Here is a 13,606-nt window from a genome sequence, read left to right on the forward strand (position 1 = left end):
TGTAACAACTATAAGTAGCAAAAGAGGACTAGGAAACGGAATAGTCCTCTTTTTTATTTCATTTTATAGAGTAAAGGGGGGATTCCGTAATGGCATATGTCAGTGCGGAGGATGCGATGAAAGCAAGAAACGTTGACTTGATTTCATATCTGGAAGCAAAAGGAGAAACGTTTAAGAAAGAAGGTAACTATTATCGTCATACGGAGCATGATAGTCTCATCATTAAAGGAAATCAGTACGCCTGGAATAGTCGAGGAGAAAAAGGATATGGAGCGATTAGCTTTGCCATGATGTACTATGACATGACATTTCCACAAGCTGTGATGGACATTCAGAATGGGGACTACAAAGAGTTTGATCGTTCAAAAGCTGAAGAGGAGCGCAAAAAAGAGCAGCAGCCATTTAGTTATCCCAAACACCTGGAAGTAAATAAGCAAACAGAGATTAAAGAATATCTGGTTAATGAACGGAAAATAGATCCTCGCTTGGTGAATTGGCTGATTAAAAAGGATCTCATCGCCCAGGATAAGAAAAATAATGTGGTGTTTAAATGGAGGGAAGAAGGAGGAAAAGGGCAAGTCATTGGTATGAACCGTCAAGGTACAGTAAAAATGGAGAATAAAAGAGGAAGCTTTAAGCAAATTGTCCCGAATTATGAAAAAATCAATGCTGGTTTTACAGTTGACGTGGGTAAGCCGGATAAAATTTATTTTTATGAAGATCCGATTGATATGTTATCTCATTGGAGTATCAAGCAAAATAACATACAAAACGCTCGCCTGGTTTCTATGCATGGATTAAAGTCAAAAACAGTAATTCAATCCTTAATGGATGCGAAAAAAGAAGGGCACGATATTAAAGAGGTCATTATGGCAGTTGATAATGATAAAGCTGGGAAAGACTTTATTCAGACAATGAAATGCTTTGTAGATCTTAAAGAGGATATTCCAACGAATGAAAAAGATTGGAACGATGTCCGGAAGAAACAAGTGAGTGAGCAACAGGCAAAAGAAACAGCCCAACCAAAGAAAATGAAACCAATTAAAGAGGTGGAGCGAAGTGTCTAATCTACCAAAAATGCCAAACATATTACAGATTTTGATTTGTATTTTTATCCTTTATGTTCTTTTTCGTATTTGTAAATTTATGTACCGGAAGATCCAGGAGCGAAGAATATTAAAGCGAATGGCTAAGTCTGGTATTCGTTATATAGACAAAATGGACGGACATCAATTCGAAGTATATCTAAAAGCTCTCTTTCGAGAGTTGGGTTATTCTCCAACAGTCACAAAGCAGTCAAATGATTTCGGAGCAGATCTGGTATTGAAGGGGAAGAATCGTATTGTAATCCAGGCGAAACGATACGGGATGAAAAATAGAGTTGGTATTAGTGCCGTACAAGAGATATATGCAGCACAAGCCTATTACAAAGCAAATGAGGGCTGGGTTGTAACGAACAGTGTGTATACAAGACAGGCGAAAGAATTAGCGGAAGCTTGTAATGTAAAACTAATAGATCGTGTAGAGCTTCAGAAATTGATTAATAAAATCAATCCCGAATATTCGGCTGAAGATGTGTATCAAGGGGTAACGCCTGCAGCACGGAAATGTCCAACATGTAAACATGATTTAGTCGTTCGTAATTCAAATCAAACAGGAAATAAGTTTTTTGGCTGTTCACAATATCCGACATGTACACATACAGAACCAATTAATACATGAGCTGTGATGAAAATCCGGCTCTTTTTTCATTTGTTTAAAGAATTCATGAAAAAAATCAGTTTAACTAAAAAATGAATCTTCAGATTTAGTTGTATGAGGTTTTGATATGGTTATTAATACAATAAGTCATATTTGTTATAAAAACGCATGTAAAGGGAGAGAGGGAATTTAAATGCGTTTTTAGGTTTTTTAGGAAAAATAAAAAGGGTAGCCATTATTTACGACTTAACCCTTTGTCTACGATCTGACGAATTGCTTCATTTCGGTTCTTCAGCTTATTTTCATGCCAATAATTTTCTATTTGTTCTACTTGTTCTTTTGTAAAAGTAACTAAAATTTGAGTGTACTTGTCTTTATTAACAGCCATATAGCAACCTCCTCAATAAAGTTATATAACTTTATTGAGGAGGTTATTACATGGAACGGAAAGTTAAAAAAATTTACAAATGGAACTTATAAGTCTAAATAAATAACAAAGTAATGGAGGAATGAAGAATGAAGATTGCTGTATCGGAATGGAAAGCATTGAAAAAAGAAACAAAGTTAAAGTTATTGCGTTATGCGATGTTAGAAAGCAAGTATAAGTACGCAAAATAAAAGCTCTTCATTTGCAAAAGCAAACAAAGAGCAGAAGTCATGAGTGACCGTCGAGGAAAGAAATTGGCAGATTTCTTTCCTCTATATTTTAACATATTAAAAGTTGTAGAGAAAAGGGGCGTGTAGAATGGAAGAAGGTCGTATTTCCTTTCAGCAAGGGTTTAAAGAGTTTCTTATTATGATTGTCTGTTTTTGGTTCATTATGTTTCTCATGTATGGTGAAAGCCTGTTACAATAGTAAAGAATAAATTGGGTACAAATTGATAATGAAATGGGGAAATATGCTGGATGAAAGCAACCGGAGTAACTAGAAAAGTGGATGAATTAGGGCGTATAGTGATTCCAAAGGAACTTAGAAATACGCTTGGGATTAAAGAAAAATCACCATTAGAGATTTTTGTAGAAGGGGAAGACATCATTTTACAGAAGTATCAGCCTGGTCATGTTTGTGCATTAACAGGAGAAGTGTCAAATCGTAACATGGCATTAGCAAATGGTAAGATCACATTAAGTCCAGAAGGTGCAGAACTATTAATAAAAGAAATAGAACAGTATCTTGTAAAATAAGTGCTCCTTTCAAGGGGCTTTTTTAGTAAAGATATTTAAAATTTCACGTACCGTAATATTTAATAAAAAACAAGATACATAATCAATAGTCTACATTGAATCTTATGTTGAACTCATCTGCTAAATGGAGTCCCTTCTCTTTTGTCCAGAATCCTGTAGGCGTTTTTTTTTAATTCCCACTCTTTAAAACGATTTGGATATAATTCATTCGACATATGATAAGGACGACTACCCCAAAATTATAGCGCATTTAACATAGCAAATGGACTTGATTTCCAAAACTTTATACAAGGAGTTTGGAGTCGATGTTTTAACAACCATTTTTGTGAATATACATCTATTAACTCTTCACGAGACAAGTAAACGGACCTTTATTTAATACTTAAATTATCATTCCGATTTTTACCACAAATTCTTTTTAATTGTATAGCAGGTGAGAATTTTCTGTACTTATTTCGTTTTAGCTTCCATACTTTATGTATGTAGTGCATTCTTATCAATTTTCCCCATTACTTTAACTCGTAGGGGCATTAACTTTAGAACTCTGCTAATGGATAAGCAAGTTAATAATTATACTTGAAAATGGAGTGATACGATGAATAAGACGTATGATGTCATCATTACCGGTGCTAGATGTGCCGGCTCTACCCTGGCAATTTATCTTGCTAAGGCAGGTTTCCATGTGTTGTTAGTGGACCGAGCGAATTTTCCAAGGGACACATTATCAACCCATACCTTTTTCAATAATACTGTCGCTCTTCTTCGAGAAACCGGTGTCCTGGACAAGTTATTGGAAACAAAAGCACCGCCGGTACGGGATATTAAATTTCAATTTGAGGATACCGTGATAGAAGGTCTCATCCCTGAGGTTTACGGAGAGGAAAGTTGTTATTGTATTAGAAGAACTTATCTCGATCATATTCTACTTGAACAAGCCAAATCCCAAATGAATGTAACTGTTTTAGAAGGATTTCGTGTGACGGATGTCATCCGTGATGACGAAACAGTGATAGGCGTGAAAGGTTTAGACGGCGACAACGAGAAACAAGAATTTTTAGCTCGCCTGGTAGTCGGGGCAGACGGCCGATCCTCTATTATTCGCAAGCTGGTAAAAAGTGAACTCAAAATAAGTATTCCGGCAACAGTCGGCATCTATTTCGGGTATTTCTCTGGATTTCGCCACGATAATGTCCCTAAATTTGAAGTATACAAGATAAAAGATAACACAGCCATTCTCTTTCCAACGAATGATGATTTATATGTAATTGTCGGCATTTTCCCATTAGAAAATAAGGAATTGATAGAACGGTTGAAATTAAATCCGGAAAGCTGTCTACGCAATTTCTTTACAGATAACTTTCCGAATACAACAATTGGGGCGCGCTTGAAAAATGCAGAACTAGTAGAACCGGTCAAAGGCATTCTCGGATATGATAATTACTGGTATAAAGGAATGGGAAAAGGATGGGCGTTGGTTGGAGATGCAGTTTGTTTTAAAGATCCTGGCATGGCGCAGGGTATCCATGATGCTATATGTGGAGCACGTATATTATCCAATATTCTATCAAAATATAAGGGACAATCCGATCAATCAAATCAAATGTCTGAAGAATATCAAAAGGCAATAGAAGATGAGTTTATGGTTCGGTTTCACATGGGATGCCAAATTTCGAAGAATGAACGCATATCTGAACAACAGGATGCTGTCAACAAGCTAATCAGTTCCCATCCAGAGGCTATAGAGAAGTTTTTAGGGATTTACAATTATGCAAACGAGCCCGCTGCTTTAGAAAAAGAACTCGCACGAATTATGCAATCGATCTAGCAATGATTTTAGAGATTAAGTGATTTAAGGGGTAGCACGCACATTTTAACTTTTTTATACGCTAAGGGATTCTCAAAACTTAATAACACGATTTGAATTGAGTTTTTGATTTAAGGATGAGTTTTGAGACACTATTTAGGCTCTTTTCAGCACCTTTTACATTGGAACGCACTTGTCTCAAATACATACGTTTTTGAGATCAGATGATTCTCTTAGAGTAGTAAAATCAACGTTTTTTCATGTTGAATTTTGCTTAGCGTATATTTTCGTTAAAATGTTGGTGATACGCCTATCAAAAATCACAAATAAAAAAAAGATAAGATCGGCGAACACGATCTTATCTTTAGCACAAGGAGTAAACAAAAGGATAACCATCATATTTTTATTATAATTTATTTTTTGTTAATTTTGAATATTAGAACCATACTTAACAAGTATATCTATATTGAGAAATTTATTACAAAATTAGTTATAAATGATTCAAAACTCCAAAGTAAACTTTTAGCCAAAAGTTTACTTTCATTTCATTGCAAACACTGAGTTTCTTCTATATATCCATATTTCTAAGAAAACACCAACAAAAGTATACATTCAAAAAACAGACTTTATTAGATTTATAAAGTTGTTAAAAAAATGCAAGTCATGTTATACAACAATTAGACCATTTTGTTGAATAACAATAAAAAATGAAGAAGATAATTTGCTTAATAAAAACAGATTATCTTCTTCATAGTACAATCTAAAAAATCATTTATGAAACGAGTTTTAAACCTATTGCAGCACCTAAAACCATACCTATAAAGATAAGTCTTCTCCAGTCTTTTGATTCACCATAAAAAACCATGCCTAAAATTGCACCTCCAGACGCACCAATTCCGGTCCAAATTGCATAAGCTGTTCCTATAGGTAGTGTTTCCATTGCGTAAGCAAGAAATATAAAACTTAATCCAAATCCCAGAATTAACAAAGCTAATGATTGCCAATTTCGATTTTTATGCAATTTATTTATCATAGCAACACCAAACATTTCAAAAAGACCTGCTAAGATTAAAGAAATCCACGCCATTAGGATTCATCACCTTTCTGAACTTTGTCATCTGTAACTAATTTCAAGCCAATTACTCCAGCTAATAAAAATAAAATCAAGAGTACTTTTCCCACTTTAAATGGTTCACCAAAGAACAGGATTTCAGAAAAGACAGTTCCAGCTGTACCTAACCCAACAAAAACAGCATAAACAGTTCCCACGGGAAGTTTTCTTCCTGCAATGATCATTAAATAAAAGCTGAAAAATATAGCAATGATAGTCCCCGTCCAAGTCCAAAAGTTATCAGCATTTTTTAAACCAATAACCCAAAAAATTTCAAAGAAAGCAGCAATAAATACTTTAATCCAGTCTTTACTCATCTAAAAGACACCTCCAATTCTATTCTTACCAAAAAAAACAAAAAAGCCTAAGAGAAAACTGTTAAACAGTTTCTTCCAGGCATTTATCCTTCCATGACACAGTAAAGCTGTGAGTTTTCTCTTAGACAAGACAAAAATTAAATATACATACACACATGAAAACAAAATAGTTTAATGCTTTGTATACATCTTTCATTCTCATCGCTACCATAACTATATTTCCCCATTTTGAAATCCGCTTAGCGTATGAAATTCGCGTTTCGTTGGTTCTACTCCATAAAGTGGAGTGTTTTAAACTGGTATAAGTTATTATATAGACTCTTTCCTAAATGGAAAGAGTTTTTATATGATAAAAAATATTAAATTAATTAACCTCGTATATCAAAGTTAAAATCATTTATATAACAAAATAGGAACCTATTATATTTCCTAATAGGTTCCTATTTTAAATACAAAAAATTCAAATGCATCAGATTATGCTTCGAAGCGTTTCAGTTTTTATAAAAATCTTATAAAATTGAATTTCTTGTTATATTTTAGCTTGATGCTGATGAGATAGCATCATCCAATTTTTTTATGATTCAATTTAGGATGAATATCTACTTTCGTTTGATAGGCGGTGCATAATAGTTAAAAGCTAAATCCAGCAAAGCACTTGCTTCTTGACGCAGTAACAGGTCTTTCGGACGGAACATAAAAGATCCGTCAGCATTAATGGAAGTATCAGGGTCTAGAATTCCTTGGGAGGCAAGTGCCTGAATCGATTGGACTGCCCAGTCATCTGCGGCATCCAGTAATTTAACTTTAATAGCTTTGTCAGGTTGAATTGTTTTCAAGTCTTGAATTTGTTTTACGTTTTGAATCATGGTTGCTGCGACCTGTCGGGTAATCGGAGTAGCACGGTTATACTCTGGAATTCCATTCATAATTTTTTCCCTTGCCTCTTTTGATTCGTCTGGAAAACCGTTCCATCCATGGGCAAGTAACAACGTATCCGCAAACTCTCCTTGTGTCATGGTTTCCATCGGATTGAATAGATTACCTGTTTCAGTACCCATAATATTTAGAGCATGAAGATTATCAATGTGACTTCTATAGTTACTCTTTTGTGGAATGTCATCAAAAGATGGTTTGGTGTTAATTCTCTGGGCATCTGCTACAAAATCAAGGCTTTTAGGAGAATCGTAGTGAAAATATGTGATTTCTCCAGCTGAATTCTTTTTGAAAGCAACTTTGTTGCCTTCCGAATCTTCAAATAACAACGGATGGATCATTTTGAGAACTTGTTTTCCAGTTATTCCACCCTCCATGACTAAATTCCCATTTTCATAAGTAAAATGAGTGCGAATCGCAGCGAAACGCGTATTTTGGAATAAGCCCAAGTATTTATGAGCTTCTTTTTCCTCTAATGGGAGATAACTTGTCTTTACTTCATTCTTCTTAGTAGGGAAATAGTGATCCATGAGAGCTTCATATACGTCTATACTCATCATTGAATCATTATTATAAGACATGAAGAATGCTGTTTTTTGTTCAGGCACTAAAATCATCAGTGATTGATGTCCAGGCATACTTCCCCCTTTCATTACAACGTGTTGACCGTTAGCGAATTTATTAAAAGGCGTTTCAAATCCAATTGTTGCAACAGGGTTGGTTTTATCATCAAAAACTTGATAGGCATGCATCATATCTATGCTTTTATTACTTACAATTTCTTTGTCTTTAAACTTTCCTTTCTGTAGTTGCATAATCATGTATTTTGACATGTCTTCTGCAGTAGATAAAATGCCTCCTTGTGGTGTATCCCTTAAACCGCTCCCGCTTGTTGGGATTGGTTCGCCAGTGGGACCATAATGTGTAGCCATTCTTTCTAGAAGCTCAGGCGTGAAGCTCATACTTGTAGATTTCATATCTAATGGTTTGAAAATATTATTTTCCATATATCGGGAGAAAGGACTATTAGTAACATTCTCTACTGCCAACCCTGCGAGCGCAAATGAGACGTTATCATACGTATAGGCTTCCCCTGGTGGCCGTACCACCGTTGGCATATGTTTAGAGAAAAATTCTTTCATTGGTATGCTTTTTTCATTATCAGTATATTCAGGTCCGGTTATATTTGTAAGGTCGGGAAAATCAAATCCGCTCGTATAAGTGAGCATATCAAACAGTGTTAGAGGTTTCCCTGTTTGATTAGGTATTTGTAGTCCACCAAGATATTTTTGTACGTCTTGATCTAGTTTAATATTTCCTTTATCGACTTGTTGCATCACAGCCAAGGCAGTAAAAGTTTTTGAGACTGAAGCAATTTGAAAGACCGTGTCCTTAGTAACGGGAATTTTCTTTTCTTTATCAGCATATCCATACCCTTTATTAACAACAACCTTCCCATCATGAACGACGACAAAACTAGAACCATTCACATTATACTTTTTCATTTTTTCCTCAAATAATGCATCGGCAAAAGATTCTATTTCTTTTTTATTATTGGGTCCTTTCATCATTTCAATATTAGTTGTGGATGCCGATAGTTTTGATGTTTCTCCTTTTAATGATTGTTGGGAACATGCAGAAATCATAGTTGAAGAAGAAAGAAGAATTGCAACGATCCCCAGTTTGTTAATTGCTTGTTTCATTTTTGAACGCTCCTTTATTTAGTTAGGATTTTTTGTTAGCTCAACGAGTTAGTGGCTCGCTAGCTTATAAACAGAGTGTAGCAAGCGGCGAGTCATAGTCGATAGTGAACTTCTGTCATATTTATAAAGAACAACAAAAATTGAGTGGATAAGGCTGTATTGATAGTTATGTCATAAAAGTCATGACATTTTGACACTAACGTATGTGACAGAAAAACCCTTAGAATCAAGGAGCAGTTTATTATCCACAAATAATAAATAAGGAGGGAAGGGCTTCATTGTGTATGTTGAAAATATAAAGAGGCATGAAAGTGGAAACAGGTATGACCTATTTATGAAAAACTAATTAGTAACAAGAGTATTTCGAGAATAAAAATAATTTCTAAGGTTAACGGTTAACATACATGTGGAAAAAGAGGGACTTATTTAGGGCAGAATGGAGTTTGTAAAAAAATTTATGAATATGATGACGAATTCAATTCTGACTTTTTGTCATTGGTGGAGATAATAGCTGTGTGGTTAATGCAAAACAGCAAGCAACTAACTATACAATTTAAATAGAGGAGAGGGATGCTTTATGAAAACACGCAGTAAAATTACATGTGCAAGTCTATCACTTTTAATAGCTGGAATATACATAACACCAGCCTCAATTGTAGAAGCAGAACCCACGCAAAATGTATCTAGTTCGTCACAAACAAGTACCCAAAGCGATCGTACTTCCGTTAAGAAAGCAATGCGGGATGCACTGCAACTTGGATATCCTGGAATACTCGCTCAAATTTCTAAGGGGGGTAAAACTTGGAGTTATACCGCTGGGATAGCAGATCTGCGAACCAAGAAACCAATGAAAGCAGATTTTCGCTTTCGCATTGGTAGTGTGACGAAAACGTTCATTGCAACAGTGTTACTTCAATTAGCTGGAGAAAACCGCTTGAATTTAGACGACTCTATTGAAAAATGGTTGCCTGGTGTTATTCAAGGAAACGGATATGATAGTAATCAGATTACGATCCGGCAGATATTGAATCATACAAGTGGTATTGCTGACTACATAAAATCAAAAGACTTTGATATGAAAGATACAAAAAAAGCGTATACAGCTGAAGAATTCGTAAAGATGGGGATTTCTCTTCCTCCAGACTTTGCTCCAGGAAAGGGCTGGTCTTATTCAAACACGGGATACGTAGTACTGGGGATCCTTATTGAAAAAGTAACTGGAAACAGTTATGCGGAAGAAGTTGAAAATCGAATTATTGAACCACTTGAATTGTCGAACACATTTCTACCGGGTAATTCAACGGTTATTCCAGGCACCAAGCATGCCCGTGGATATGAAAGATATGACGGAGAAAGTGAGCTAAAAGACGTTACTTATTCTAACCCAGGTAGCTCGGATGGAGATATGATTTCTACTGCCGAAGATTTAAATAAATTTTTCTCTTACTTGCTTAGGGGCAAATTACTGAAGGAACAGCAACTAAAACAAATGCTCACTACAGTTCCTACAGGAATAGAAGGAATCGATGGATATGGTCTTGGAATCTATGAAAATAAACTTCAAAATGGTACCTCGATATGGGGACACTCAGGTGGTGTTCCAGGCTTTTCTACTTTTGCTGGAGGCACACTTGGAGGTAAGCATATATTGGCCATCAATTTGAATGGCCATAAAACTAGTTATAGTAATTCTGATCCTTTTAAAAATATTTTACTTGCTGAATTTAGCAAGTAGGGAAAGGTTTATTTGGAAATACAAAAAAATTGAATCTCTTAAAATCTAATATTACGTATTATTTGGTAGATAAAATGAGGGGGCAAGGAATTTATAAGTATAATGCCCGAAATTAAGGAATTGATTATGACACTTCGTTTCTTTCAGGAATCCTTATTTTAAGGATTCCTTCTTTGTATCAAAAAATCTGCAAAGAAAAAAGATAAGATCGGAAACACAACGAGTTAGCGGTTGGTTAGCGTATAGACAGAGTGTAACAAAAGGCGAGTCATAGTCGATAGTGAACTTCTGTCATATTTATAAAAAATAATAAAAATTGAGTGGATAAGCATGTATTGATAGTTATGACATACAAACCATGACATTTTGACACTAACGCATGTGACAGAGAAATACTTAGAATTAAAAAGTGACTTTTAACGCATTAGCAATGAACGAGGAGGAAAGATTTTGATGACGAAAGCATCAGCTCAAAAAACTTTGCAAGATTTCTATTTCTTGTTATTTACCTTTGTATCCGGATTCTTTTACTTTTTTTTCTATCTGGTCATCATTACATTTGCATTAGTAATGACGATTATCTTTTTGGGTATTCCCTTGTTGGTTTGGGTGCTACAAACAACTCACACGTTTGTTCAGTATGAGCGTATTCAGACGAAGATTTATACAGATATATCAATAGAATTATTCGAACCAAGAAAAATAGAGGAGGGAGATAAATGGATTAAAGCGAGAGATACAATCCTTAATAATAGCAACTGGAGGGCTATTTTTTGGCTCATGCAGAAATTTTTTGTCGGAATAATGAGTCTTATGTGTGCTGTTTTACTGTATGTACTGCCACTAGTATGTATCGTTACCCCCTTACTTTTTCGATATTTTAATATATACTTATTGGGCATTGCTGTGAATTCATGGGAGACAGCAATTTTTGTCATGATTGCTGGTTTCATTCTCATCTGGATACATAATCTTATTGGAAACTGGTTAGTTCGAATGATTGGAATGTACACGTGTTCCATGTTTAAAGCTATAAAGGAGTGATAATTTGTTTAAGACTTTGAAACTATGGTTTTGGTATGATTGGGCCTTACTTTGTATACGTTTTATCGTTTGGCTATCATTGATATTTACGACTATCCAACAACAAGATCATTTGACAGTACCACTTTGGATTATAATTGTTTGGGAAGTCGTTTCATTTTCAGTACCTTGGATTTGTTTAATGTTTAGTTATCGCTATTATTTGTTTACTGAAATATTATTATTTGGCGGAGTGTGTTTCTATTTAACTTTATTATTTCCGTCAGCGTATCTTGCTTTTTTAATGCCAACTTTTATGATTGCGGTAAATAGCGCGCAAAAATCTTACCGCTGGTCGGGCCCTTTCACAATTATTTTGTTCCCGTCGCTTATAACGATATTTTCCGAAGTAACAGAGTTATGGGTAATCATTCTACAACTCAGTTTAGCATTTGCTATGGGTTCTTTCTTTCGTTTACTGGCTATTAATTACCGTCAAAGTGAAACCATTCGGAACCAAAAACGTGTATTAGAACAATACGTATCCCAAGTTGAGCGGATTACATTACTGGAGGAACGTGATAGGCTCTCAAAAGACTTACACGATACAATGGGACATTCCTATACTTCAATTATTATGGGTATGGAAACATTACGTACGGAATTAAAGACTAAAGAAGGAGAGCAACAGCTCGATTCATTATTACAATTGGCCCGTAACAGTATGGAAGAAGTAAGACTGTATTTGCATCAAATGGATTTATCACAAGAGTCGCTTCCCTTACCTATCACATTACAACAATTGACAGAGGAATTTAAGAAACATGCAAAGGTCAATGTACGTACTCGAATAATAGGGGAAGAGTATATGGTCTCCAAACAATCAAAAATGACACTATATCGAAGCTTGCAGGAATCACTAACAAATGCCGTTCGCCATGGGCATTCCACAGAAATCACTGTGTCACTTCACTTTGAACCACAACAGATAAGATTGGATGTACAGGATAATGGATGCGGGGCGGAAGAGTGGAAGGATGGTTTTGGATTAACTGCAATGAAAGAGCGTGTGAGTCAGGTGCAAGGAAGAGTCATTGTTTATTCCAAAAAAGGGGAAGGGACGTTAATTTCATGTGTATTACCGAAACAAGTACAACTGTCTAATGAACAAATTCGCTTGTGTATTGTCGATGATCATTCTTTTATTCGAGAAAGTCTTCATACAATTTTGGATGGTCAGGAGGATTTACAAGTAGTGGGAATGGCTGAAGATGGAGACCGGGCTTTAGAATTGTGTAAAAAGTTGAAACCAGATGTAGTATTAATGGATTTAGAGATGCCCAATCTGAATGGAATTAATGCTACAAAAATGATTAAGGAAAAATGGCCGGACATTCGTGTACTCATTCTGTCAACATTTCAGGATACAGAAAAGGTAAAAGAAATCATACGAAATGGTGCGGATGGATATTTGTTGAAATCCATTGATTCGCGTGAACTAGCGGAATCAATTCGTCTGATTTATCGGGGAGGTACGCTGATCAATCATGATTTGTTCCATAGAATGTGGGAAGAAAATAAAGAAACAGAACCTTTTGGATCGAAATCAATTGGAGAAGAGTATGGCTTAACGAAACGCGAACTAGAGATTTTGAAACTATTATCAAAAGGCAGCCGTTATAAAACAATAGCTTCGACACTTTACTTGTCAAACGGAACAGTAAGAAATTACGCTTCGAATCTCTATGAGAAGCTAGGAGTCAAAAATAGAGAAGAAGCCGTGCAAAAGGCAAAAGAAACAGGAATACTTTTGTAAGAGGGAATGTAGTTAACTGCTAGGGTACATGAACCATTCTATATTTAAATTATGATGAATCTTATTGTATTATCAGGAGTTTTAGCTGAATAGATCAATCTAAAAAAGTCGAGTCCTTAGCGTACAGGAAATCGGCTTTTTCTTTATGAATTTTTGCTTAACGTACGAAATTCGCGTTTGGTTGGTGCTACCCCATATTAGTAACAAAAAATATTTATGAAAGATCTGCTTTCTTGCCTCATTAGGGGAACATGATAGTCTAAATTTATGTTAATGGG

Annotated in this window: 11 protein-coding genes; 7 read left to right on the forward strand and 4 right to left on the reverse strand. The window is 35.3% G+C overall.

Translation table 11 applies throughout. The features are described 5' to 3' along the window. Positions 1–89: 89 nt before the first annotated feature. Complete coding sequence (locus AC0OM3_RS11630) at positions 90–1,067, forward strand: DUF3991 domain-containing protein (RefSeq protein ID WP_474211906.1); 978 nt, start codon at positions 90–92, stop codon at positions 1,065–1,067. Next, positions 1,060–1,722, forward strand: a complete 663-nt coding sequence (locus tag AC0OM3_RS11635; RefSeq protein ID WP_000067651.1) for a restriction endonuclease — start codon at positions 1,060–1,062, stop codon at positions 1,720–1,722. The genes AC0OM3_RS11630 and AC0OM3_RS11635 overlap by 8 nt, the downstream gene beginning before the upstream one ends. A gap of 214 nt (positions 1,723–1,936) precedes the next feature. Here the strand turns inward: AC0OM3_RS11635 and AC0OM3_RS11640 are convergent, their stop codons facing one another. Further along, positions 1,937–2,089, reverse strand: a complete 153-nt coding sequence (locus AC0OM3_RS11640; protein WP_000290205.1) for a ribbon-helix-helix domain-containing protein — start codon at positions 2,087–2,089, stop codon at positions 1,937–1,939. Positions 2,090–2,607: 518 nt separating this feature from the next. Between AC0OM3_RS11640 and AC0OM3_RS11645 the strand changes: the two genes are divergently transcribed. Both AC0OM3_RS11645 and AC0OM3_RS11650 read left to right on the forward strand, forming a co-directional pair. Continuing rightward, the gene (locus AC0OM3_RS11645; RefSeq protein WP_000648347.1) at positions 2,608–2,886 is read left to right on the forward strand and encodes an AbrB/MazE/SpoVT family DNA-binding domain-containing protein; all 279 of its coding nucleotides are present in this window, start codon (positions 2,608–2,610) and stop codon (positions 2,884–2,886) included. 595 nt (positions 2,887–3,481) lie between these two features. Then, positions 3,482–4,711 (forward strand): NAD(P)/FAD-dependent oxidoreductase, encoded by a 1,230-nt coding sequence (locus AC0OM3_RS11650; protein WP_001044754.1) that lies wholly within the window; start codon positions 3,482–3,484, stop codon positions 4,709–4,711. A gap of 751 nt (positions 4,712–5,462) precedes the next feature. On the opposite strand, the gene AC0OM3_RS11655 is transcribed toward AC0OM3_RS11650, so the two are convergent. From AC0OM3_RS11655 to AC0OM3_RS11665, 3 genes are all read right to left on the reverse strand, one after another. Next, a complete protein-coding gene (locus tag AC0OM3_RS11655) occupies positions 5,463–5,777 on the reverse strand; it encodes a DMT family transporter (RefSeq protein WP_474211911.1) in 315 nt (104 codons plus the stop codon). Then, on the reverse strand, positions 5,777–6,118 hold the full coding sequence (locus AC0OM3_RS11660; RefSeq protein ID WP_474211913.1) for a DMT family transporter: 342 nt from the start codon (positions 6,116–6,118) through the stop codon (positions 5,777–5,779). The genes AC0OM3_RS11655 and AC0OM3_RS11660 overlap by 1 nt, the downstream gene beginning before the upstream one ends. Before the next feature lie 599 nt (positions 6,119–6,717). After that, positions 6,718–8,754, reverse strand: coding sequence for a serine hydrolase (locus AC0OM3_RS11665; RefSeq protein ID WP_474211915.1), 2,037 nt, complete (start codon positions 8,752–8,754; stop codon positions 6,718–6,720). Between the two features lie 577 nt (positions 8,755–9,331). Here AC0OM3_RS11665 and AC0OM3_RS11670 point away from each other — a divergent pair. The 3 genes from AC0OM3_RS11670 to AC0OM3_RS11680 all read left to right on the forward strand — a co-directional run bounded on the left by AC0OM3_RS11670 (position 9,332) and on the right by AC0OM3_RS11680 (position 13,328). Beyond that, positions 9,332–10,489, forward strand: coding sequence for a serine hydrolase domain-containing protein (locus tag AC0OM3_RS11670; protein WP_474211916.1), 1,158 nt, complete (start codon positions 9,332–9,334; stop codon positions 10,487–10,489). A gap of 453 nt (positions 10,490–10,942) precedes the next feature. After that, complete coding sequence (locus AC0OM3_RS11675; protein ID WP_474211958.1) at positions 10,943–11,533, forward strand: sensor domain-containing protein; 591 nt, start codon at positions 10,943–10,945, stop codon at positions 11,531–11,533. A gap of 4 nt (positions 11,534–11,537) precedes the next feature. Further along, positions 11,538–13,328, forward strand: a complete 1,791-nt coding sequence (locus AC0OM3_RS11680; RefSeq protein WP_474211917.1) for a response regulator — start codon at positions 11,538–11,540, stop codon at positions 13,326–13,328. Positions 13,329–13,606: the final 278 nt, after the last annotated feature.

This window comes from Bacillus sp. FAU20 (assembly GCF_056033865.1).